Origin of the sequence: Coleofasciculus sp. E1-EBD-02 (assembly GCF_040218245.1) — a bacterium.
Lineage (GTDB): Bacteria > Cyanobacteriota > Cyanobacteriia > Cyanobacteriales > Coleofasciculaceae > Coleofasciculus.
The window spans coordinates 76574-99182 of the sequence record NZ_JAVJQN010000008.1; the positions used below are offsets into that span (position 1 = coordinate 76574).

At 46.1% G+C, this 22609-nt stretch carries 23 protein-coding genes, 1 tRNA gene and 1 pseudogene; 16 read left to right on the top strand and 9 right to left on the bottom strand.

What is annotated here, in order from left to right; genetic code table 11:
* Positions 1–467 precede the first annotated feature (467 nt).
* Positions 468–686, bottom strand: a complete 219-nt coding sequence (locus RIC07_RS01300) for an AbrB/MazE/SpoVT family DNA-binding domain-containing protein (protein WP_446392976.1) — start codon at positions 684–686, stop codon at positions 468–470.
* A gap of 92 nt (positions 687–778) precedes the next feature.
* Between RIC07_RS01300 and RIC07_RS01305 the strand changes: the two genes are divergently transcribed.
* The 12 genes from RIC07_RS01305 to RIC07_RS01360 all read left to right on the top strand — a co-directional run bounded on the left by RIC07_RS01305 (position 779) and on the right by RIC07_RS01360 (position 8969).
* On the top strand, positions 779–1009 hold the full coding sequence (locus tag RIC07_RS01305) for a hypothetical protein (protein ID WP_446392933.1): 231 nt from the start codon (positions 779–781) through the stop codon (positions 1007–1009).
* A 71-nt stretch (positions 1010–1080) separates the two neighbouring features.
* On the top strand, positions 1081–1509 hold the full coding sequence (locus tag RIC07_RS01310) for a CHAT domain-containing protein (RefSeq protein WP_446392934.1): 429 nt from the start codon (positions 1081–1083) through the stop codon (positions 1507–1509).
* Between the two features lie 77 nt (positions 1510–1586).
* Complete coding sequence (locus RIC07_RS01315; RefSeq protein ID WP_446392935.1) at positions 1587–1793, top strand: hypothetical protein; 207 nt, start codon at positions 1587–1589, stop codon at positions 1791–1793.
* Between the two features lie 8 nt (positions 1794–1801).
* On the top strand, positions 1802–1966 hold the full coding sequence (locus RIC07_RS01320) for a hypothetical protein (protein ID WP_446392936.1): 165 nt from the start codon (positions 1802–1804) through the stop codon (positions 1964–1966).
* 77 nt (positions 1967–2043) lie between these two features.
* On the top strand, positions 2044–2274 hold the full coding sequence (locus tag RIC07_RS01325; RefSeq protein ID WP_446392937.1) for a hypothetical protein: 231 nt from the start codon (positions 2044–2046) through the stop codon (positions 2272–2274).
* On the top strand, positions 2271–2534 hold the full coding sequence (locus RIC07_RS01330) for a type II toxin-antitoxin system RelE family toxin (protein ID WP_446392938.1): 264 nt from the start codon (positions 2271–2273) through the stop codon (positions 2532–2534). Before RIC07_RS01325 ends, RIC07_RS01330 begins: the two co-directional genes overlap by 4 nt.
* A 37-nt stretch (positions 2535–2571) precedes the next feature.
* Positions 2572–3021, top strand: coding sequence for a hypothetical protein (locus RIC07_RS01335; RefSeq protein ID WP_446392939.1), 450 nt, complete (start codon positions 2572–2574; stop codon positions 3019–3021).
* 796 nt (positions 3022–3817) lie between these two features.
* The gene (locus RIC07_RS01340) at positions 3818–4018 is read left to right on the top strand and encodes a hypothetical protein (RefSeq protein WP_446392940.1); all 201 of its coding nucleotides are present in this window, start codon (positions 3818–3820) and stop codon (positions 4016–4018) included.
* 164 nt (positions 4019–4182) lie between these two features.
* Complete coding sequence (locus RIC07_RS01345) at positions 4183–5451, top strand: acyl-CoA dehydrogenase family protein (RefSeq protein WP_446392941.1); 1269 nt, start codon at positions 4183–4185, stop codon at positions 5449–5451.
* 250 nt (positions 5452–5701) lie between these two features.
* On the top strand, positions 5702–5977 hold the full coding sequence (locus RIC07_RS01350) for a hypothetical protein (RefSeq protein WP_446392942.1): 276 nt from the start codon (positions 5702–5704) through the stop codon (positions 5975–5977).
* Positions 5978–6016: 39 nt separating this feature from the next.
* A complete protein-coding gene (locus RIC07_RS01355) occupies positions 6017–7528 on the top strand; it encodes an ATP-dependent DNA helicase (protein WP_446392943.1) in 1512 nt (503 codons plus the stop codon).
* Between the two features lie 127 nt (positions 7529–7655).
* Entirely contained in the window at positions 7656–8969 is a 1314-nt protein-coding gene (locus tag RIC07_RS01360; RefSeq protein WP_446380972.1) for a homoserine dehydrogenase, read from the top strand.
* A gap of 394 nt (positions 8970–9363) precedes the next feature.
* Here the strand turns inward: RIC07_RS01360 and RIC07_RS01365 are convergent, their stop codons facing one another.
* On the bottom strand, positions 9364–9600 hold the full coding sequence (locus tag RIC07_RS01365) for a hypothetical protein (protein WP_446392944.1): 237 nt from the start codon (positions 9598–9600) through the stop codon (positions 9364–9366).
* A gap of 32 nt (positions 9601–9632) precedes the next feature.
* Between RIC07_RS01365 and RIC07_RS01370 the strand changes: the two genes are divergently transcribed.
* Both RIC07_RS01370 and stpA read left to right on the top strand, forming a co-directional pair.
* Positions 9633–10187: an NUDIX hydrolase gene (locus tag RIC07_RS01370; RefSeq protein ID WP_446392945.1), complete on the top strand. Its 555-nt coding sequence runs from the start codon at positions 9633–9635 to the stop codon at positions 10185–10187.
* 46 nt (positions 10188–10233) lie between these two features.
* Entirely contained in the window at positions 10234–11535 is a 1302-nt protein-coding gene (stpA, locus tag RIC07_RS01375; protein ID WP_446392946.1) for a glucosylglycerol 3-phosphatase, read from the top strand.
* A gap of 130 nt (positions 11536–11665) precedes the next feature.
* On the opposite strand, the gene RIC07_RS01380 is transcribed toward stpA, so the two are convergent.
* The 6 genes and pseudogenes from RIC07_RS01380 to RIC07_RS01405 form a co-directional block, all read right to left on the bottom strand.
* A complete protein-coding gene (locus RIC07_RS01380; protein ID WP_446380968.1) occupies positions 11666–11986 on the bottom strand; it encodes a M48 metallopeptidase family protein in 321 nt (106 codons plus the stop codon).
* On the bottom strand, positions 11976–14906 hold the full coding sequence (locus RIC07_RS01385; protein ID WP_446392947.1) for a type I restriction endonuclease subunit R: 2931 nt from the start codon (positions 14904–14906) through the stop codon (positions 11976–11978). The genes RIC07_RS01380 and RIC07_RS01385 overlap by 11 nt, the downstream gene beginning before the upstream one ends.
* A 20-nt stretch (positions 14907–14926) precedes the next feature.
* Positions 14927–16912, bottom strand: a complete 1986-nt coding sequence (locus RIC07_RS01390; RefSeq protein WP_446392948.1) for an ATP-binding protein — start codon at positions 16910–16912, stop codon at positions 14927–14929.
* Positions 16899–18011: a restriction endonuclease subunit S gene (locus RIC07_RS01395; RefSeq protein ID WP_446392977.1), complete on the bottom strand. Its 1113-nt coding sequence runs from the start codon at positions 18009–18011 to the stop codon at positions 16899–16901. Before RIC07_RS01395 ends, RIC07_RS01390 begins: the two co-directional genes overlap by 14 nt.
* Before the next feature lie 24 nt (positions 18012–18035).
* Positions 18036–19358: pseudogene (locus tag RIC07_RS01400) on the bottom strand (type I restriction-modification system subunit M); the annotation flags it as partial.
* Between the two features lie 209 nt (positions 19359–19567).
* Positions 19568–19639, bottom strand: a tRNA-Thr gene (locus tag RIC07_RS01405).
* A 186-nt stretch (positions 19640–19825) separates the two neighbouring features.
* On the opposite strand from RIC07_RS01405, the gene RIC07_RS01410 reads away from it, so the two are divergent.
* Together RIC07_RS01410 and RIC07_RS01415 are read left to right on the top strand one after the other, a co-directional pair.
* Positions 19826–20125 (top strand): DUF3493 domain-containing protein, encoded by a 300-nt coding sequence (locus RIC07_RS01410; protein ID WP_446381518.1) that lies wholly within the window; start codon positions 19826–19828, stop codon positions 20123–20125.
* Between the two features lie 176 nt (positions 20126–20301).
* Positions 20302–21054: an FHA domain-containing protein gene (locus tag RIC07_RS01415; protein WP_006099158.1), complete on the top strand. Its 753-nt coding sequence runs from the start codon at positions 20302–20304 to the stop codon at positions 21052–21054.
* Positions 21055–21234: 180 nt separating this feature from the next.
* Here the strand turns inward: RIC07_RS01415 and recA are convergent, their stop codons facing one another.
* The gene (gene recA / locus RIC07_RS01420) at positions 21235–22320 is read right to left on the bottom strand and encodes a recombinase RecA (RefSeq protein ID WP_446392949.1); all 1086 of its coding nucleotides are present in this window, start codon (positions 22318–22320) and stop codon (positions 21235–21237) included.
* Positions 22321–22609 lie beyond the last annotated feature (289 nt).

Here is a 22609-nt window from a genome sequence, read left to right on the forward strand (position 1 = left end):
TAAATTTTTAAGCTCATCAGAAAGAATTATGTATATGGGGCATTATTTAACCTAAAATTAACAACAATTAACACCAATTGTCCATAACACATGGAAATAAACACAACTGTATAGAAATACTAAAAATAATGAATCAATGTGTACAATTAATACTTACAGCTACTGAAAGGATGCCCCAATAAACACAAAAGCATAAAAAAATATAATCGGATTTGCCCAAATCAGTCTCAGGTTGTTCTTCATTAACCCTTCATAAACAGTTCAGCTTTAACGGATGAGCTACGACCCAGTGCAGCAGTGGGAGGAGGCAGTTAAGAGCTACAGTCCTTGTGTGGCAAGCTTCCTGATTCATTAAAACTGATAGTTTAGCACACTAAGTCCGGAAGACCCGTATTGATCCGCTTGCAGCCATTGTGACTCATTGTCTCGGACTAGAAAACGGACGATTACATTGGTATCCAAACCTTTCACATTGATTCTCCTGCACCCTCGGCGATCGCCTGTTCCATTTCAGCTAGAGAAACGAGTTTTCTGTCAGGGTTGTAGAGGCAACCGGATAATGTACGGACATCAATGTGAGCGGCTTTTGGGGCGGGTTCTAAATAGACTTTGCCATCAGGGGAAATGGCGATATTAATGGGGTCGCCCGGTTTTAAGTGCAGCCAGTCGATAATTTCTGGGGGAATGGTGGCGGTTCCGGCGGCGGCAGTTAGGGTTAGACAAAGACCTCTCGGATACCCTGCATAACCTAAGTCTTATCCGCCATACCCAAGTCGAGATGGGCATCAACCCAGCCGCAAATCTAGAGGCAGCCATCATTACCTCCGATGAAGCAGCAGCCAATGGCGAGAAATTCTCCCCCAAAACCTCGAAAAACTCCCCAAAATCCTGCATCTGGATGAAATCCTGCAAAATCTACGGCAACAATTCCCCAACTGCCAAAAACTCATCCTCATCCCTCACCGCTACCTGCACCTGTTCCCCCTCCATGCCTTATATCATGTCCTGACGATTACCCATAATTGCAATGCTGTAATAACAAGGGTTTCAGGCGTTTTTATTCGGGGTGTTTGACCGGACATGATATTACCCATTACCACAGAAGACGGTGAAACCTACCTACAAGACCTGTTTCCCAAAGGAGTCGCCTACGCCCCCAACTGCCAAGTCCTGCAACAAGCCCAAAACCGACAACGCCCCAACTTTAACTGCCTCTTCGCTATCCAAAACCCCACCCAAGACCTCCAATTCACCGATATGGAAGTCGAAGCCATCCAATCCCTATTTAACCCCCACCAAGTCCTCAAACATGACCAAGCCGAAAAAGCCGCCATTGATGCCGAAACCCTGAAAAACGCCCACTGTACCCACTTCTCCTGTCATGGCTACTTCAACTTTGAAGATGCCCTCAAATCTGCCCTCATCCTGGCTAAAAGCGAATTTACACCCCCGCCGCCAACCGATGACCTTTCTGGGAAATTTGGGAAACTAACCCTGACAATATTTTAGAAACATCGGGAGCTTCTCAAGATTTACAGACCCTGAATGATAGTTTACTGGCTTGTCAAGATAAGTCAGATTCCGAGGTGGCGACTGTCATCAAAGAATGGTGTCGCTCTTATCCTAAGTTGACTCAGAAACTTATGGATAAAGTGGGGGAAAGAAACCTAAGAGGGGAGCATAATGATTCCCCCAATACCAGCGATACGGCTTATGTAAATCTCTATCCGAAAATTACCGAAATTCTGCGAACCCGGTCTCCGAAGATGGGCAAGAAAGAGGGTCAATCTTGAGGTAGACCATGATTACCTTAAACAATCATTCCGTTTGGCAAAATTTATCGGCAGTGGTTAGTGGTCTTGATGCTAATTCTCTGGTTTTGGAGCATTTAGAATTAAACCTAGAATTTATTGATGAAAATTGGCAAATTGACCTCAACTCAGAATTGATCACAGTTCAATCTTAAATCAATCTTAAAGGACTAACCCGGTTGGTTGATGATAAAATGAACGAAATCACCACCCTAACTCAGGAGTTTAACCCATGTCATCCCCAGCGATTCAAGACTTAGTGACTTTGGTTGAATCTTTACCCGATACGGTTCAAAGCAAAGTGATTGCACATTTACGGGAATATATCGCCGATTTGCAAGATGAACAACAGTGGGATACGGCGTTTAATCGGACTCAATCCGCGTTAGTCGCCGCCGCACGTCAAGCCAAACAACAACGCGCCGCCGGACAAGCTACTCCCATGGATTATAATCAGTTATGAATTCTGAGGTGTTACCCTCCTTTTGGGATGAATACCGCAAACTGAGGAGAGAAATCCGACAAAAAGCCCGCAAAGCCTATCAACTCTGGGCGGAAAATCCGTTTCATCCCTCTCTCCATTTCAAGTGTATTAACAATCAAGAGAATATTTGGTCTGTCCGAGTCACGCGAGGATATCGGGCTTTGGGCTTTAAAGATGCAGATACTATAACTTGGTTTTGGATTGGTAGTCATGATGATTATGAGCGTTTCTTTGGCTAAGATTTCTGAAACAACAACCCCAGCATCTTGAGGATAAATGATGACCGATCGCATTTTCGCCCCCAATCTCTACTTATGCGCTTACCATCTCCGGGAAGATGACACCCAGGGAGAGACTCATCCTCTGTGGTTAAATTGCGATCGCCTCCTTTCTCACTTCACCGACAGCCGACTTATCCCCCATCTCCACCTCAGCGAACATCGCATCCTCCTCCCCCCAAACCAAACCGAAATTCCCTTCACCCTCCCCAACAATTCAGAGTTCGAAGGCTTCATCCAACCCCTGCAACTTCAAGACAGTTATGGGGTATTTTTCAACATCGGTTATGACGAGGAAAACCAAAGCCTCGAAGATGTCGAGATTCCCGTTTTACAACAGTTTAACCCTGACCATCAACTCCAGTTTCCCCTCACCCCGTTTTTCCTGGGAGAAACCCTCATCCTCACCCTGTGGTTAAACCGAAAAACGCAACAACATCAACCATGACTATCTCAGCCAACTCGCCAATCAATGCTACCAAGCCTTATTTCCCACAACTTCCCCCCCGTTATCCCGTCGTGGGGAATTATTCGGAAGTTCCATTTTTGAATATGGGAATCCTCGCGAACCGGATAAATCCCCCCATGTTCTCATCTGGCTATTTCGCGATGAACTCGCCGACCAAACTCTGCAAAAATGCTTTTCTTCCACCTTTGACCTGTTTTTCTATCGCCATAAAGTCAGCCAAGCATTTCAAGATAGTTGGGACATTTACAAGCAACTCAGACGGTATTATCGCAGCCTAGACCCCATCTTAGACGAAATTCAAGTCCAAATTGATACCGCCAACCCTGACCCCCAAGATACCACCTATCTGCAAAATTTAAAAACTCAGTTAAAACAACTTTCTGCTGATTCTCTGATTTACGATCGCCTGCTACGGAAAATGAAAGATTTGTTGACGACAATTAACATCAATATTAACAATTATAATGAAACAATTGAGCGGATTTGTGCTAGACTAGGACTCGATAAGGAAGAACTATCATTTTGGCGGCATTTCGGGGTCTTCCGGACTTAGTGTGCTAAACTATCAGTTTTAATAGCCAAAGAGTAAGCTAAATAAGGACTGTAGCCTCTAAGCTACTCAAAACGACTTGAAATCCGGGTCTAAATGATTGAAGCTCTTGCTGTCCAAGATTTTGGACTTTCCAACTAACAATTTAGCACACCAACTACGGAAGACCCAGAAAAACAAGAACAAGCCAACCAGAAACTACAAGACCAAATCCAAGCCGTGGGGGTGGGCATTGCCGCGGGGGCGATTGTTGCCTCCACCTCCGGTTTAGCCACCGAACCCTGGCAATGGCCTAGTCGCGATCGCCCCTGGCTTCCTCCCCATCCCTTTGTGATTGCCTTCTTCGCCAGTGTGATCTGTTCTGCAGGAGCCTGGTGGATCGCCAAACAACTGATTCAAAAAGGGCGATCGCCGCGTAACAGTTGACACCAACAAAGTTATTTCAAATCAGTCTTTTTGATTTTGCCGGAGGAGGTTTTGGGCAATTGAACACAAAACTCTACTAACTTTGGTATCATGAAATCTTCCAAATGGGCGCGGCAATGAGTCGGATATCCTGAGAAAGGAATTGTTGAACTGTTTGTTACCTAATGTCACCAACTACAGCGAACCAGGGTGTTCCTGACGCGCGAAGCGAAGCTATCCCGAAGGGAATCGCGAATCCGTCTAACCTTTTAAAGGTAGCGGAGGCTTACTTGCGCGAAATTGTTGCCCCTCGCGCCTCAGAGATCGATCAGGATACGGAAGCATTACGCACCGCACTGAAAGGATTAGGCGATCGCCATCTGCTAGCGCTGAAGGTTCCCCAAGATTGGGGAGGTGCTGAGGTGAATCCTGTCACCTTCTTTCACTTCCAACAACACGTCTCTCGCTATTCCGGTGCGTTGGCTTTTCTGCAAACTCAACATCAGAGTGCAGGTGGATTTTTGGCAAAGAGTGACAATGAAGCCTTAAAGCAGCGCTATCTTCCCCGCATGGGGAGGGGTGAGGCGTTAGTGGGGGTAGGTTTCTCCCAACTGCGACGCACCGGGAATCCCCTAGTCAAGGCAACTCCTCTAGATGGGGGCTATCAGATTACTGGAAATGTCCCCTGGGTTACGGGTTTTGGCTTATTTGAGGATTTTGTGATTGGGGCGACATTACCCGATGGTCGGGAACTCTATGGTATTGTACCCTTTACGTCTACGGAACAAGGGGTTGGGAGTGCGATCGCGTTTAGTCAACCCATGGCGTTAGCAGCGATGAATTCAACCAATACAGTGTCTGCTAGTCTAACGGATTGGTTTTTACCTCACGAGTCAGTTTTATTCGTCAGAAAAGCCGGGGCGATTCACGAAACAGATCGAAAAAATGTATTAAATCATGGGTTCTTTGCCTTAGGCTGTGCTAAAGCCGGATTAGATATTGTGGCTGCCGTTTATCAACGCAAGCAATTAGGATTTATTCAAAACGCTTTTAATGCTCTCACCGCTGAAGTCTGCGACTGTGAAGCCGCAATGATCGCCGCATTATCAGCCAATTCTGCTGACACCGAGGATGGGGGAGATAGGGAAGATAGGCGAGATGAGGGCGGGTTTAGAAACATCCGGGTGACAACAAATGATAATAGTGAAACCCGCCCCTACATGGGGGAAAAACGTCCCCAATCCCTACAGCTAAGGGCGTGGGCAATTAACCTAGCAGGACGCTGTACCAATGCGGCGGTAACAGTCTCCAGTGGTGCAGCCAATCTCCAATCCCACGCCGCCCAACGTGTCTATCGCGAAGCGGTGGTATTTACTGTTTCTGGGCAAACCACGGCGGTAATGGAAGCAACCTTGGCGCAGTTAGTTCACTCGCCTCTAAATAGGGGCTGCTGAATAAGTGTTGTGGTGAGGGGGAGCGGGGGAAGCTGGGGAAGCTGGGGGAGCTGGGGGAGCAAGGGTACATTTTTCCTGAACAAGGTGATGCCATACATTTAAAGAATACTACCCGATTTCCTTGAACCAAACCCTCTGTCAATAAAGCTCAAAGTATTGATGGGCTTTGCGGTTTTGGCTTTGTGCAGCAAGCCCTAAATAGGGGGGATGGGGTAATGGGGAGCAGGGGAAGATAGGAAATATAGGGAAGATGAGGGATTCATGTAGAGACGTGCCATGGCGTCTGTATGTAGGGGCGGGTTTAGGGACTAATATTGATTGTTATCCCCAGCTTGGCTACAAAACCCGCCCTGCTCAACTTGTAGAGACTCCTCCGGTGGAACGCTTGGGAACTCCAATGGTAAGGGTTGGGGGGGTTAACGCACTGGTACTGGTAGACCTAATCCTCGATTCTTATGTCAAACTAGATAAGTTCCAAAATCCAGTCCAAGGGACTCATCCTCAGGTTGAGGCAAGATCAGAATAGCTGTCTATAGTTCTGGGAACATTCAGACACGAGATTAACGTGATTGAAGTCGAAGTCCATTCCTCTCTACGTGCCTTTCTGCGAGAGCAAGGTCAACCCAACTGGCCCCACCATTTAACCATGGCGCGGCTGGTAGCGCGGGCTTTGCGCTTGGGGCGTTCTGCATTAATTCAAACGGGAAGTCCCCAAGAACCCTATCGTCTGAGTTACTTGGCACCTGCTTTAATCTGGCAGGAACCCGTGATTATTGTTGCGCCTGTGTCAGTCCAAACGTGGCTGCTACAGGTTGAAATTCCCAGCTTGCAAGAATGGATGGGTACAAATAAGGCGATTCACGTTGGTGACAGGTTCCCAGATGAGCATTTTCAAGGACTGCTGATTACCACTCCCGAAGCATGGTTGGCAGATCGTTTGGGAGACAAAAGGGCGTTTCCTCAAGGTATTCCCACCCTCATTGACCAAGCGGACGATTTAGACGACTGGGTACGCGATCAACTCAAGAGTACGATTCAGCCTCAACATTGGCATGACCTGATGTTAGCCCATCCGCAAAAGGCAGATTGGATTCGGGATAGGCGGGTGCGGCTAACCAAACGCTTATTTGAGCGTCCAGCCAATCCTTATGATTGCTATCTGATAGAATCGGGCGCACAAGCTGTCATCCAGGAGTTGTTTGAGGTCTTACAATCGGCAAATGGTGGGGAGTCTGCCTATATACCACCAGCCTGGAAACAGTTTTGGCAATGCTGGCAATCATCAAATCAGTTTACCTGGGCAGCGATTGAGCGATCGCAGGGTCAATTTTCCCTGTATTGTGAACCCACAGAAGTAGCAACATCCCTCAGCCGCATCTGGTCAGAACAACCGATAGTCTTAATTGGCGGGGCGCTAGATTTGGAGGCGTCGGCGGACGTTTACCGTCAACAACTGGGTTTAGGAGAGTTAACCTGCTTAAAATTCTCGCCTGACCGCCACAGCAAACTGATTCAGCTTTATTTACCCGATAGGCTACCGATGCCGAATACGCCCCGCTTCCGAAATGCCTTGTTTCAACAAGTGCGAACGCTTTTAGGGGCAAGTCATCAGGTGAAAACACCGATCGTCATCTTAGTCGGAGATGTCCCTCTGAAAAGTCAGTTAGGGGCAGTTTTAGCCGCTGAATTTGGGTCGCGAGTCCAGGTGGAAAAGACCCAGCTAGAGGAAAATGGTATTCTAGTTTGCGGTTGGGAATTCTGGCGCTCTCAGCAACAGTTTTTACCCTCTCCCCAACTGTTAATTATTGCCACGTTACCCCTACCCTCCCTAGAATACCCTTGGGTTGCAGGTCAAGTGGCGTACTACAAACAGCGACGGTTAGACTGGTTTCGCTTATATCTATTACCTGCGGCGTTGCGAGAATTACAACGGGCAGTTGCGCCAGTGCGAGACTCTCAAGGGATTGTTGCCTTATTAGACAATCGGGTTAACCATCGCAGTTACGGCACTCAAGTGTTGTCGGCGTTGAGTCCCTTTGCCCAAATTAATTATGTGGATGAAGGGTGGTTTGAATGACATCCTTCTCAACTAACCCTCAACGGTTAGAGTTGGGATATTCACGCCGAATTCGATCAAGGATTCACATTATGTCTTGAAAAAATGACCCTTTTTCTGTAATGCTTAAAATTTTAGGATAATAGCTGTGGCTTTTAAAATCGGTTTATTAGGACTGGGAACAGTTGGTACGGGAACAGCAAAAATTTTACAAGACCCCACGGGTCGAAATCCCCTGCTGCAAGCGATTGACATTCATCGAGTCGGCGTGCGATCGCTCGATAAACCGCGATCAGTGAAAGTGCCGCCTGAAGTGATGACGACGGACTTGGAGTCAATTGTCACTGACCCAGAGATTGATATTATCGTGGAATTACTAGGGGGATTAGAACCCGCGCGATCGCTAATCCTCAAAGCCATTTCCTACGGGAAGCATATCGTCACCGCCAATAAAGCCGTTATCGCCCGCTATGGGGCAGAAATCTTTACCGCCGCCGAAGAAAAAGGCGTCTATGTTCTCCTAGAAGCGGCGGTGGGCGGCGGTATCCCAGTGATTCAACCCCTGAAACAGTCCTTAGGGGTCAATCAAATTCACAGCATTACCGGGATTGTCAACGGCACCACCAATTACATTCTCACCCGCATGGAAAGCGAGGGCGGAGAATTTGCCGATATTCTGGCAGATGCCCAAAAATTAGGCTATGCCGAAGCTGATCCCACCGCCGATGTGGAAGGGTTAGACGCCGCTGATAAAATTGCCATCCTCGCCTCCTTAGCCTTTGCTGGACGGATTAAGTTAGAAGACGTTCACTGTGAAGGCATTCGCCAAGTCAGCGCCGCCGATATCGCCTACGCCCAGAACTTAGGCTTTGTGATTAAACTCCTGGCGGTAGCCAAGCGAGAGGCGAGGGTTGCCACCAGTGAACCCGAATCCGAAATGCTACAGATTCGGGTTCACCCGACTCTCGTCCCCCAAGCCCATCCCCTGGCGAGTATTCATGGGGTTTACAACGCGATTCTGGTGGAAGGAGAACCCTTGGGACAAGTGATGTTCTTCGGTCCCGGTGCTGGTTCAGGTCCAACGGCGAGTGCGGTGGTATCGGATATTCTGAATATTGCGGCGGTGTTGAAAACGGCGGGAGAAACTCACCACCTGCATCCCTTATTAAGTTGTGTACATCAACACTATTGCAGCATCGCCCCAATTTCAGAATTAGTCACTCGATTTTATGCCCGGATTATGACCAAAGACCGACCCAGTGTGATTGGTCATCTGGGGATTAGCTTTGGTAATCATGGGGTGAGTTTAGAGTCAGTCGTACAAATTGGCTTCCAGAACGAGTTAGCTGAAATTGTGGTTGTCACCCATGATGTCCGGGAAGGAAACTTCCGCAAAGCCTTAGCCGAAATTCAGGCGTTAGAAGCGGTTGATAGTATTCCCAGTATTTTGAGAGTGCTGTAGTGCAGCGGGCGTGGAAATACTGGGGAAGCTGGGAAAGCTGGGGAAGACTTCGGCGTGAGCGCTCAGTCGAACGCTGGGGAAGCTGGGGGAGTAATGACACATTTTCTCTGATAGCGGTGCAAGGGTTTGAAGTTTCAGAAAATATGATATCGGGAGATCAAACCCAATGTAGGGGCGGGTTTAGAGACAAAATTAATGGAGTCACCAATCACCTTTATACAAAACCCGCCCTGCCCCAATCTTTCACCTAACCAATTCCCTTGTAGGGGCGGGTTTAGGGACAAAATTAATGGAGTCACCAATCACCTTTATACAAAACCCGCCCTGCCCCAATCTTTCACCTAACCAATTCCCTAAAGTCCCAATTTCGACATTTTTTTAGTGCGATCGCGGTTTAGAATAAGGTGGGTTTGGTTGTCCAGTTTGGGATTAATCGATTATCTTTCGGTGGGGAAATGGGCGGGTTTTGTTGTTCCGTTATCGGTGAGGAGGGCGGGTTTTGTTGTTCCGTTATCGGTGGGGAGGGCGGGTTTTGTTGTTCCGTTATCGGTGAATAGCGGAATTTAGTCCCTAAACCCGCCCCTACATCTAATTTTTCTGCCCCAAATGCCTTGGTAAATAGATTACGCAAATTTGTTGTTTTTGTCCAAAGTCCAATGTTTTATGAATAAACCCCGCCCGTGGCAAACCCTAGACCGCTTCGTGGAAATCCGTTCCCCATGGCTTACTCTAATCGGTGAACGCCTACAAGATGACCAAGGGCAAATTCTTGACTATTGGCGAGTCGAAAAAGCCGATTCAGTTGTCATCGTCACGATTCAGGCGGGGAAATTTCTACTTCCTATACCAACCTATCGCCCTGGTGTCGGAGAAGCGACGCTGGATTTTCCCGGTGGACGAGTCAATCCTGAACAAACCCCCATCGCTGCTGTCCCCGGAATCGTAAGCCGGGAATTAGGAGTCTCTGAAGACGCGATCGCAAACCTAACTCCCCTCAATTCTACAGGCTGGACAATCAATAGCTCCTTCTCGAACCAATCTCTCTATGGTTTCGTTGCTGAACTTGACCCCACAGTCGCCGTAAACCCTAACCGAATCGGCATCACCTACCCCACCACATCCGCAGGCATTCACTCCCTCCTGCAAGAGTTAACCTGTCTCCAGTGTCGCGCTGTATTGCTAGAGTGGCAGAGTCAGAGAATTATCGCTGAAGGATGAACCATGAACGATAGAATATGAACTGTTTGTCATCAGCGATTTATCAATGAGTGCTTCTCCTCAACTTCTCCCCCATGAGCATACTTTATCGTTAAAGACGGAAGTCCTTGCCGATGTTTTAATCAATGTAGAAAATATTCTAATTATCCAAGATTTAGATGGCGTCTGTATGGGACTGGTGAAAGACCCATTAACACGAGTGATTGACCGAAACTATGTCAAAGCAACCCAGGCATTTGAGGGTCATTTTTATGTCCTGACCAATGGAGAACATATTGGAGAACGAGGAGTAAACGGTATTATTGAACGCGCCTTTGGTAATCCGGCTGAGGTTAAGGCAAAGGGGTTGTATCTCCCTGGTCTAGCAGGTGGCGGTGTGCAATGGCAAGACCGCCAAGGGAATGTCTCTCACCCTGGTGTTAGTGAAGCCGAATTAGAATTTTTAGCCGAAGTTCCGCCGACGATTAAACGACGGTTACGCCGCTTTTTTGAGCAAAGGAGTACAGCCGCAGAAATTGACAACTTGGAGGAATGTATCCAGGCTTCGGTTTTGGAAAATAAGGCTTCCCCTAGTGCCAATCTGAATACCTTTTATGAACAACTGCGCCAATACCCGCAAATTTATATGGACTTGCAAAAAGATATGCAAAATCTGATGCAAGAACTGTTACAAGAGGCACAAATTAAAGGGTTAGGCGATTCGTTTTTTGTTCATTATGCTCCCAACTTAGGCAGAGATTTAAACGGACAAGAACTCTTACGCCCAGCTCAAGCGCAGGATTCGGGAACCACTGATTTTCAGTTTATGCTGCAAGGGGCGATTAAAGAGGCGGGTGTGTTAGCGATTTTAAATCGTTATTACTTTCAACGGACGGGTTCTTATCCCTTAGGGGAAGACTTTAATGTGCGACAAGCGCCCAAAACCCTAGAGGAATTACTGGAGTTAGTTAAAGCGAATTTCGACCCCAAAGAAATGCCGCTGATGATTGGCGTAGGAGATACGGTGAATAGCTCTGTGGAAGAGGTACAGGGGAAACTGACGGTTCGACGAGGCGGGAGCGATCGCAACTTTTTACAACTGATTCAAACGATTGGTCGTGAGTTGGATACAGGCAATATTATTGTCTATATCGATAGTAGCCAAGGTGAAGTCAAAAATCGCAAATCGGTGAAAATTGGTCAGCATGAAACCTCTGGCGATGAAATTGTTGTACTCGAAGGTCCCGGTGATATTCGTGATGTCGATGAGCCTTTAAGCTTAAACTTTATCTTTCACAAAGGTCATCAACAATACAGTCAATTTTTTCAAAAGGCGGCGCGAGAAAGAAAAGCCAGTGATCACCGATAGGATGACGCCACCAACCCAAACATTAAGACAGTAGGGGCGCACGTCTATGCGCCCCTTCAGGGGTGACTACGCATACAACGGAATGAGCGATCGCATCTCTTCGTTTAGGCAAATGCGATAGTGCTCCTATTCAACCCAACTGCTCACGCCCAATTTGTTTTAACTCTTGCTCGTAAGATTGGTAATCTCCCAGGTATGCCTGCATCAGACACTTCCACAGCCTGCCGTGATTGGGGATTTGTAGGTGTAGGAGTTCGTGGACAATGGCGTAATCTTGCAGGTGAGGGGGTAACTCCAATAAGGAGGTATCGAAAGTTAAGCGTCCAGCAGAGGAACAGGATGCCCATTTATTTCGCATTGAGCGAAACATAATCGACTGGACTTGAACATCAAGCTTTTCTGCCCACTGCCAGACTTTGGTTTTAAATGTAGCTTTGTCTTTAGAGGTCATAGGCTTGGCTCAGGAGCCTAAAAAGTTGATCGACAACGGCTGTTACTTGATCTAAGTCATCCATTTCAGCATAAATGGCAAAAGTGACTTCTTGTCTTAATTCGCGTAATTCTGCCTCGCTGGTGCGCCAGTTAGGATGCTCGATGAAGGCTTGTTTTATCTGATGACTAACAGAGTCAGGGTCGCTAATTCCGGCATCTTCAAGGGTTTGATAGACAAAGTAAGTGAGGCTATCGAACCCTCGTTCAGCCTGTTCTTTTTTACGCTGTTCGTTATACTTGATTTCTTGCAGCAGAAGGTCTAACGTGTCTTGGGTGTTAGTTTGGCGGTTCTCAAAGTTATCTTGAATAGATTTCGCCCGTTCTGCCATTGCCACGAGAAAAGGATCATCGCTGTTGTCTTCAGCAGTCTTTTCGATGCTCTTGATCAGGTTAATAACTTTAGTGGTGGCTCCTGTGGGTTTATTTTGAATTGCTTCCAGGGTTTGGGTGTTGATTTCAACAAAATCAGTGATGGCTGCGATCGCGGTTGTGCCAATATGTTTTTGTACCAGTTCGTCGGTTTTGCGTTGTACGGCTTTATCGACGTAAACCCGCTTGGTATAAGCTTGGCGAACCAGGTTATAGATAGAGGACAGGGTGGTGTAGGGGTCGATATAGGGACGCAAGAAGGCATCGGGTGAGATAATTTCATAGAGCATCTCTAGCTCTTTGTAGGCTTTAAAAAAGGCTTTCCGGCGCTCTGGGTCACGGAAATTTTTTATGATATTATCTACGTCTTTATCGTTAAAGTTGTGTTGGATTAAATCTAAGTAAGTCGGGGCTTGCTCCTCCATTTTATTTTTAAATAGAGTTTTGAGCAGTTTTAGGTCTTTGACAATCGCGTTAATTTCTTTACTATCAAAGGCAAGCGCTCTTTCTAATTTATCGAAGATACCGACGAAATCCAAGACAAAGCCGTGGGGTTTGAGCATATCGTGATCTTCGTTTTCATAGGGACGGTTAACACGGGCGATCGCCTGGAGTAAGGTATGATCTCGCATGGGCTTATCGAGATACATGGCATAGAGCAGAGGTGCATCAAACCCTGTGAGGAGTTTCTCTGTAACGATCAGGATTTTGGGATATTCCCCAAATTTAGCGAAATTTTCACGGAGTTGTTTTTCGGTTTTGCCGTCGATGTGGTGGGCTTTAAGTTCTGGCGTGTCGTTGTTGTTTCCGGTGTAGACAACGGCGGAATAGTCGGGGGGTAAGTAGCGATCTAGGGCTTGTTTATATTTAGCGCAAGCCGGACGATCTACAGCTACCAGAAAGGCTTTATAGCCCAACGGTTCAACGTTTTGAGTATAATGTCCAGCGACATATTTGGCAACAGAATCAACTCGTTGATCCCCTTTGAGGAAGTTCTTCAGGTTGACGGCGCGATCGAGGATTTTATTGAGTTCGGCAATATCATTAATGCCTTCGGTTTCGGCTAGGTTGAGAAATTCCTCGTCCATAACTTGAGCCGGGACAAGCATCTCATTGGGAGCAATGTTGTAGTAGAGGGGGAGGGTAGTTTTGTCCTCGATACTTTCAGCAATCGAATATTTATGAAGATATCCATCATCGTCTTCGATACCAAAGGTTTTAAACGTACCTGTACCGTAGCTGGTTTGGTCGATGGGTGTACCCGTGAAGCCCACAAAGGTAGCGTTAGGTAGTCCCGCCATGAGGTAGTTCCCTAAGTCCCCGCCAGTGGTGCGGTGTGCCTCGTCAATGAGGATGTAGATATTAGAACGGGTGTTGATGTTTTTTGGCATCCCTCGAAATTTTTGGATCGTAGAGACAATGATGCCCCGATAGTCATTTTCGAGGAGTTCAATTATAGTAGAAATGCGGTTGGCATGGCGAACGTTATTAAGTCCTAAACTCTTGAGGTTACGAAGCAGTTGATCTTCGAGTTCGTTACGATCAATCATTAGCAGAATCGTCGGCTTGTTGCTCTCTGGGGCTTTAAAAAGCATTTCTGCTGTTTTGATCATCGTGAAGGTTTTACCGCTTCCTTGAGTGTGCCAGACGAGTCCCCTACGGCGTTGGGAGTCGTGACACCGTTGAATCACTTGCTCGACGGCTATGGTTTGGTGTTGGCGGAGGATGTACTTGTTGAGGGCTTCGTCTTTTTCGGCAAAGAGAATGTAATTTTGCAGGAGTTTGAGCAGATAGAGGGGTTGACAGAAACTCTTGATTTTCGCTTCCAGGTTGCCGATTTCTTCGTCTTTCCAGTTGAAGAGATTTCGCCGTACCAGATTCCAGGTGACTCCGTAGGAAAAGCCGATGGATTCGGTGGCGGTAAAAATCATCTGGGGAACGAATAACTCTGGGGTTTCGTTGTGGTAACGGCGGATTTGGTCAATACCTAAAGCGATCGCTTCGTCTTTGGTGGCGTTTTTACATTCGATTACGAGGATAGGGATACCGTTGATGAGAAAGACAATATCTTCCCTTATGCCATGTTTACCGTTATGGATATAATACTCTTCCGTGACTTCGTACACGTTTTTGGTCAGACTCAGATCACTGTAGTCGATGAGTGTTAGGTCAAGTTCCCGATTTTCGGGTGCATAGAAGTATTTGCCTGTGTTGCGGAGATAGTCGAGAAAGTCCCGATTACCATAAATGCTGGTTGGGAAGTTGCTCAGTTGGGAAATGAGTACCCCTTGGGGTTCGGTATAGTGGGGGTTAAATTCTCTAACTTTTTGATAGAGGAGATCGTCAAAGTAGAGGGAGGCTTGTTGGGCTTTCTCCTGAATGTTGCCACTGGAGCGATTAAAACCTCGCCTAGTTTCGGCTTCGGGGCGAGGAACAAATGTCCAACCGATTTCTTGGGCATAGGTGAGAATGCGATCTTGGACGGTTTTATGTTCTCCAGGTTTAGGCATGATTGGAATATGAAGATAGTTTACTTTTGAGTAGTGCGGTAAGTCTGATCAGGGGCATTCGGTTTTTCAGGAATGGTGTATTCCAGCAACCCCTCATCAACTAAGGGCTTTATATAATTTTCTAACAAATATTTCCGTTGCCGTTTTACCAAAGATGCAAGTTCAGAAGAGGAGCGATTTTGGTGTTTGCATAACTCAAGAATTAACGCTTTGATTTCTTCCGGTGCAGTTCGTTTACCTATCTTTGCCAATCGGTTTTCAAGAGATTCTTCTTTTACAGGAGGAAACAACTCAAGAGCAAGCTGCTCAGGTGGGAGTGTACTACTATCCTGATTAGAGGTTGAGGGGTGTCCTGATAAGCTGTCCTGATAAGCTGTACTACTGTCCTGACTAGGCTGTGGAGACTGTCCTGACAAGCTGTCCTGACTAGGTTGTGGAGACTGTCCTGATAAGCTGTCCTGATAAGCTGTACTACTGTCCTGATTGGGTTGTTCTGACTCGGATTGCTCTGTAGATTGGAACTTAGGGCTAAGGGTGTAATATGTAGCTGAACTCTTGCCATGAGATCTAAGCAAACCACTATCCCTCAGTCGCTTTAGGCTTTGACTTGCTGTAAGCGTGTCAACATCATTGATGAGGCGACAGATAGCATTGTTGATTGCTCCCTTCTCTCTAAGAACAACGAGCATTTTCGCTTCTTCATCTGTTAGATTATATTCCTTAAACTGTTTTAGCCATTGCAAGGCTTCGTCATCAAAGAGGTTATGGGAGAAGAGGGTAACTTGGAATCTGTCGCGATTACGATCAGGGTCAAATTCTGGGAGGCTTAGATTGGCTTCTAGCATGGCTTCTAGCATTACACGAATCCCTGAGCCTTTGGTTTCAGCGAATCCTGTTTCATGAAGCACTGCTGCGATCGCTTCATTCCGAATCACCGAACCAGGCTCCCCTAATGTTTCTCGGTTAAGGGGTTTCAGGGAATAACCAGGATTACGAATTTCGAGACGGTTGGAATATTTGATGATCTGAATTGGGCTACGCTGGCTATAATCTCGGTGCATTACAGCATTAACAATTGCCTCTCGAATCACTTTCCGAGGAATCAAAGGAATATCACTACGTTGATCGCTGTCCTCAGCTAATCCAAAGCGTGTCGGTAAGTCGTTGAGAACATTCGTCACCAGTCGCGGAATTGCCAGCAGTAATGGCTCACGAATCTCAATCGTTTGATATCTGTCCTCATAATTGGTAATCCACTCGTTTCCTTCAATGAGAATGTAATCCACACGATGCAGAGGACAGTAACGCCGAAGCGCGATCGCGTTTCCAAAAAGAATTAATCCAGCAATGGTAGGACAATAGCTATCTTGCTGTTTAGTGATGACATTAAGGGCATAAAGTAGGTCTATATCCGAAAAGGCTAATTCTGGTGCATTGGGTTTAATTTTGGCTCTGGCTTGTCTGTAAGCGTTGATGGCTTGGGGGTCTAGGTCATCTAATGTGGCTTCTGGGATGGGGGTTGTATCGTAGCTAGAGGAAGCATTTTCTCGATAAAGTTTTTGCAGGTCACTATCGGTGCAACGTTGGTCTGTGGAGGAAATACGCCGATATGCGCCTTTGGGTAGTCCTGTACTCTCGATATAAACAGGTTTTTCTGTCGGTTGAGCTTCAGGAATATAAACGACTAAAACTGTTTTGTTGTCTTTGGTAGCGGGTTTAATCTCAGGACGAATGGTGATGTTGAATTTTTGGTAACAATGGCTTGTCAAGTCTCTCTGGATTTTATCGATATCTTCTATTCCTTCGATTTCATATTGGGTACTGTCACTATCCTCTGAGGCTTTAATCCCCAAGATTAAATATCCGCCTCCTAATCCTGGCTCATTGGAAAATGCGCTAATTGTTTGCCAGCAACTTTTACCCACATCTGAGCCTTTTTTAACTTCAATCTGAACACTTTCATCTTGAGTGGTGAGGAGTTCCCAGAGTTCATCAAACGAGTGCATCTTGTTTTCCTCCCTGAAGTTCGAGGTTAAGGGAGGAAAGGTCAAGGTCATCGACTCGGATTTGGGCTGTCATGAGTTGATGGAGGAGGGTGCGAAATAAGTCTTGTAACAAAGCCATTTTTCTAAGGGTATTATCTAATTTTTGATCATATAAGTTCAAACAGTTGGTAATCTCGATTTGTTCCGATAAAAAAGGTTTAGCAACGGTTATATATTTTAATTGCGCTCTATTAATTTTAGGAATTCCAGTTCTATCTTGAAACGAAATAGCTTGAGTCAAAAATAAATTAGAAAGAAATAACTGAAAGAGAAAACCTCGCTCAAAATAATTATTCTTAGGTCGTATCGGATACATATCAGCACTACAAGTCCCTTCAAAACTTGGTAATGCTACCTTGTTTAGATAAGGTCGAATTTTTGAATACAAGATATCATGTTTTGTAAAGTAGTAATTTCCACTTGAAATACGAAGTTGCCTATTTGTTCTTAAGCTTAATAAACGTCCTGTATTAGCTTCTATATTTTCAGAGCCAACATGAAGCATTTCAGAGTAAGGATACTCTTTAGGATCAACTTGACCACTTTTGATCTTAATACAGTCACCTAGTTTAACAACCTCCCAACTTTCAGGAATAAGACCAATTTCGGTCATCTTCTGCGGTTCGCCACGAGTGCCTTCTGTAAAGAGCTTTTGCATCGTGGCTTTTTTGAGTTCGGTGGTGGTGGTGATGAGTTGCTCTTGTTGGCAAATTGCCTCCTGCACCAGCGATAACACTCCTGCAATTTTTCGCTGTTCTTCTGGATGTGGCACAGAAATTGATAGTGTTTTAAAAGAATTTCTATCTAATGTCGGTACAGAAGCACCAGTTTTAAAGCGTGATAAATCCAAAAAATCCAGATAGTATGCGACAAATAATGGATGATTACCATGAAAGTTTTTAACATATAAACAAGTATTATGCGCCCAAAAATCAGTTATATAATAATTGACCTTACCCACAGAGCCACTGCGTCCTACGGTAACACCTGGAGCTTTAACATTACCGATGTCATTAAATCCAATAATTCCACTTGAACCAGCTACCGGAATATTGCCTATTTTGAATTGTGCTTTTGTTAAATCTTTACCTCTTTGAAGATTTGGATCGCCCTTCGCGAACACCAAACTCGCATTAATCAAAAACAGCTTATCCTTCTTCTCCTCTGGTTTAGCCTGATTCAGAAACAACAAAATACCAGGAGCAGTCGTGTTGTAAAACAGGTTTTCTGGGAGATAAATCACCCCTTCAATCAAATCCTGCTCCACAAACCACTTGCGAACATCCTTCTCCTTATTTGTATTCGCATTCCCCGAACCCCGTGACGCTGCCCCCGTATCAAGGACAATAGCAGCCTTCCCTTGCTCATGGGTTGATGCCCAAATATGCTGCACCCAACCCCAATCCGCCTTAGACCCAGGAAACCCTGCCCCTTGGGGAAATCGTCCCCATTCGTCCCCGTCATAGTCTTTTTCCTTAAACCAGTCTTGATTCCACATGGGATTAGCTACCACCCGATCAAACTGCGCCAGTTTCCCCCCTTGGCTAAATTTCGGATGGCGGAATGTATCCCCAATCTCGATCTTCCCCTCCATGTCATGAATAATCATATTCATATTTGCCATCGCCCAGGTGTTTCCGGTGTACTCCTGCCCATACAACTGCAACGGCGCAGATTTTTCCTCACCTTGGGACTCCTTTAGCACCAACTGACACTTCACCAGCAAACCCGCCGAACCACAACAGGGATCATAAATCACCATTCCTGGCTCTGGCTGCATAATCTTCGCCATGATCATGCCCACTTCCTTCGGCGTATAAAACTCCCCTGCGGATCTGCCCGATCCCTCCGCAAACTTACGAATCAAATACTCATAACTGCGTCCGATTAAATCCGGTTCGACATCCTTTAACCCCAGACGCTTCTCCGAGATTTTTTCAATCAGGTTCGAGAGACGGTCATCATCCAAGTCACGCTGTCCGTGAGTTGTGGCATTAAAATCAACCCGATTAATAATTCCATCCAGTAACGGATTAGCTTTGGCAATGTCTCGCAGATAGCCCGTTAACGTCTCTCCAATCTTATCCGACAGCTTACGAATCACCGACCACACCGGATCATCAGGATTTTCCGGTTGTAGAGGCAAGTAAAACCGCACCAGCTTCTGATCCATCGCCACCAACTTAAATGCCTTGGCGCGAGAACCCACTTTCTGGGCAATCCGGTCTAACTCATCATCAAAGACATCACAGAGTCTTTTGGTGAAAATCAACGGCAAAATAAAATCCTTGTATTTCGCGGCTTCCTGCGCCCCGCGAATACTACAAGCTGCATCCCAGATCCAATTTTCTAGGGACTTACCCCCATTCCCATTCCTCTGTGCTTTCTTGCCGTTTTTTTCTGCCATAAATGCTTCTGTTACTGATGAACTTGTAGCTTCTGATTGAGTCGTTGATGAATTTAGTCTAACCACACCGGAACTACAGGCTGACCTGCCTTTAACGATGCGATCGCTTCCTCTAAGTCAAATTCTACTAACTGGAGCGATCACCATGCCCGCTTACCGCTCGCGCTCCTCTGCCTAATGTCCTTCCTATTTTCCGTACCTTGACATTAAGCCGATGAGCGGATTTGAACCGCTGACCGTTCGATTACGAATCGAATGCTCTACCACTGAGCTACACCGGCATCACTTGACTACTATAGCAAGCTTTAGCGCAAGTAACTGCATCTTTTTTCTTCTCTGGCATGAATCCTGTGAGCAGGTTACTCCAAAGATACATTTTTTTATATTACAGCAAGGTTTGGCATAATTCACTGTCCAAGCTGGGGATAGTCATGTCACCATTAAAAGAGGTATGATCAACGAAACTCATGACCCATTCAACCCCAAACAATCGCCAGCCCCAGTCAAAAGCCAAATCGCGACAGATGAGTCCGGAAAAATACGCTCGACTGAAAGCTGAGGCAAAAGCGCCCTACCGAGGACTGAGAAAATTCATCTATGTGGCATTTGCTGCCTCTGGCTTTATTGGCGGACTTGTTTTCCTGGCACAGTTAATTGCAGGTCGAGAAGTGGGGACAGCATTTCCCAATCTGGCGCTACAAGTTGGCATCGTCGCCCTAATGATTTGGCTATTTCGCCTAGAACAACGGGCAGAGCGTAAGCCATAGGTTAAGATTGGCTTGAACTCGACAGATATCTGAATTAGGTAACAGCCAACCTGCCCCTTTTAATCTCCAGGTAAAATTTCTAACGCTGTAGAGTTCATGCGAAACGATAGACCAATCCGAATGTTAAAGTTCCCATCAATGGGTATTAGGTTGTTTAGGAATTGTCGGCTCGTTTTATGGAAATCGAACAACGATTGGGTCTATACCAGGTTTTCCTGAAGCTCTACGAGTATCATCGGGGTCTACTCGATGAAATCCTCCAGCTTGAAAAAACGGGGCATAAAACGTTCTCGAGTCGAACAGTTCGCTTTGTCACAGGTATTGTTCAAAGTCAGCGACCTTGTCTGATGACCAATCTGGTAGAGGGAAAAACCCAAACCCTGTTTCAGCCTCAGGGAATTTGGACTATCGGTCGCGATCGCCAATTGGCGATATCGATTCCAGATCCCCACTTATCCCGTCATCATGCGGCGATTTACTATCTGCCAAACAAAGGATATTACCTAGTCGATTTTAAAAGCACGAATGGTACTTATGTCAACGGTGAACCTGTCCACGGGCATATATCGCTTAAGGATGGCGATTGCATTCGACTCAGCACCCTGGCGTTTTACTTTTTCCTCTGCAACGACACCCAAAAGCTCAACCCTACCTCTCCAGAAATTATCGCGAAACTGAAAGCCTCCAAAGCGTCTTCCTCTGTAGAAGCCTCCTCATCCTCAAAGCGAAAAGCCCCAGATGAAGATTTGGAGTTACCCGCAAAAGCCAAAGGCTCTGAAGGGGACTATCACAAAGGGACATCACGATTTTTACAAGAACTATCAAAGTTAGAAGAATTATCTGGAGAACCTGCCTTACCTAAATTAAATTCCCATCAACGCGCAGAAATTTTAGATCGATTTTTCAGTCGGCAAATTCCCAATCCGTAAACTAATGGACTGACACAGCTAAAATTGTGGATTAGATTTTACCATTGAATTGGGCGCAAGTCTTTGCGCCCCTACGGTTTCGGGTCTCCCATTCTAATTCATCAAATAAGCTGTGCCACACCAGTAGGGAGCGTTACCCTTCGCTAACGCACCCTTGATCAAGGTTTTGAGGGATTCAGCTTAATCTTCCTCAACATTTTCTTGTTCTTCCTCTTGCTCCTCATTTTCATCTGGGTTGATGGAATTCGCTGACACCATAGCTCCCATATCAAGCTGTTCGCGCACTTGTTGTTCAATAGTCGCGGCAATTTCAGGATTCTCTTCAATATACCTGACACTATTGTCACGACCTTGGGCAATATTATCGCCGTTGTAGCTATACCAAGCTCCCTTACGGTTAATCACTCCTGTTTGTTCAGCCAGGTCAACCAGACATCCTAACCGAGAAATCCCTTGTCCAAAGATAATGTCAAACTCAGCAATTCGGAAGGGTGGCGCAACTTTATTTTTTGCTACCTTGACCTTAGCGCGAATTCCATATTCTCCTTCGCTGGCTTTCTTAAGCGTTTGAATCCGGCGAATGTCTAAGCGGACTGAACAATAGAACTTAAGCGCATTACCGCCTGTTGTGACTTCTGGAGAGCCGTAGGTGATACCAATTTTTTGTCGCAACTGATTGAGGAAAATGACGGTGCAGCCTGATTTGCCAATATTCCCAGCAATTTTGCGTAGCGCCTTACTCATCAGACGCGCCTGCAATCCCACTTGGGTATCGCCCATTTCGCCTTCAATTTCTGCACGAGGCACCAAGGCGGCTACTGAGTCAATCACGACAATATCCACAGCCGCCGATCGCACGAGTTGATCGACGATTTCCAGAGCCGATTCACCACTATCCGGTTGAGAGACTAAAAGGTTCGCAATGTCAACCCCTAACGCCGATGAGTAGGTAGGGTCGAGGGCATGTTCCGCATCGACAAATGCGGCTACTCCACCGGACTTCTGCACTTCTGCGACGGCGTGCAAGGCGAGGGTTGTCTTTCCAGAACTTTCTGGTCCGTAAATCTCGATAACCCGTCCTCTGGGCAAGCCACCACCCAAGGCTAAATCTAGAGTAATTGCACCACTGGAGATGGTTTCCACCTTCATGCGGGTGGCATCTCCCAAGCGCATAATCGAACCTTTGCCAAAGGTACGCTCAATCTGGTTGAGTACCAAGTTCAGGGCTTTTTCCTTTTCGGGACTGTTGGTGATTTGGGTAGCCATGGATGCCTCAAGAACTGTTATTGAAATGGACTGAGAATTAGTGCAGAAAGTTGGCTCTATTTTAACGCCGACTGCCTGCGAGATTAAGAGTATCTGATTTTTGGGACTAAATCACGGAAATGCTAATTTGTCAATGCTAAGACATCGTTCATCAACGCCATAATCTTGCCGAACTATTACTGTGTTTTGATCCCAAGTCTTGGGCTGGAGAGAAACATTTGACCGCATTTTCCCTCCCCAAATATAGAACACAGGTACTACTATAGCATTGTTGGGTCAATCGACAAGT

Bases quoted from the DNA above. Each gene is read 5' to 3' on its own strand.
- RIC07_RS01345 (WP_446392941.1), top strand. From the start codon at position 4,183: ATGTCACCAACTACAGCGAACCAGGGTGTTCCTGACGCGCGAAGCGAA.
- RIC07_RS01410 (WP_446381518.1), top strand. From the start codon at position 19,826: ATGACCCATTCAACCCCAAACAATCGCCAGCCCCAGTCAAAAGCCAAA.
- RIC07_RS01350 (WP_446392942.1), top strand. From the start codon at position 5,702: ATGAGGGATTCATGTAGAGACGTGCCATGGCGTCTGTATGTAGGGGCG.
- RIC07_RS01305 (WP_446392933.1), top strand. From the start codon at position 779: ATGGGCATCAACCCAGCCGCAAATCTAGAGGCAGCCATCATTACCTCC.
- RIC07_RS01330 (WP_446392938.1), top strand. From the start codon at position 2,271: ATGAATTCTGAGGTGTTACCCTCCTTTTGGGATGAATACCGCAAACTG.
- RIC07_RS01380 (WP_446380968.1), bottom strand. From the start codon at position 11,986: ATGACCTCTAAAGACAAAGCTACATTTAAAACCAAAGTCTGGCAGTGG.
- RIC07_RS01370 (WP_446392945.1), top strand. From the start codon at position 9,633: ATGAATAAACCCCGCCCGTGGCAAACCCTAGACCGCTTCGTGGAAATC.
- RIC07_RS01385 (WP_446392947.1), bottom strand. From the start codon at position 14,906: ATGCCTAAACCTGGAGAACATAAAACCGTCCAAGATCGCATTCTCACC.
- RIC07_RS01390 (WP_446392948.1), bottom strand. From the start codon at position 16,912: ATGCACTCGTTTGATGAACTCTGGGAACTCCTCACCACTCAAGATGAA.
- recA (WP_446392949.1), bottom strand. From the start codon at position 22,320: ATGGCTACCCAAATCACCAACAGTCCCGAAAAGGAAAAAGCCCTGAAC.
- stpA (WP_446392946.1), top strand. From the start codon at position 10,234: ATGAGTGCTTCTCCTCAACTTCTCCCCCATGAGCATACTTTATCGTTA.
- RIC07_RS01320 (WP_446392936.1), top strand. From the start codon at position 1,802: ATGATTACCTTAAACAATCATTCCGTTTGGCAAAATTTATCGGCAGTG.
- RIC07_RS01335 (WP_446392939.1), top strand. From the start codon at position 2,572: ATGATGACCGATCGCATTTTCGCCCCCAATCTCTACTTATGCGCTTAC.
- RIC07_RS01415 (WP_006099158.1), top strand. From the start codon at position 20,302: ATGGAAATCGAACAACGATTGGGTCTATACCAGGTTTTCCTGAAGCTC.
- RIC07_RS01325 (WP_446392937.1), top strand. From the start codon at position 2,044: ATGTCATCCCCAGCGATTCAAGACTTAGTGACTTTGGTTGAATCTTTA.
- RIC07_RS01310 (WP_446392934.1), top strand. From the start codon at position 1,081: ATGATATTACCCATTACCACAGAAGACGGTGAAACCTACCTACAAGAC.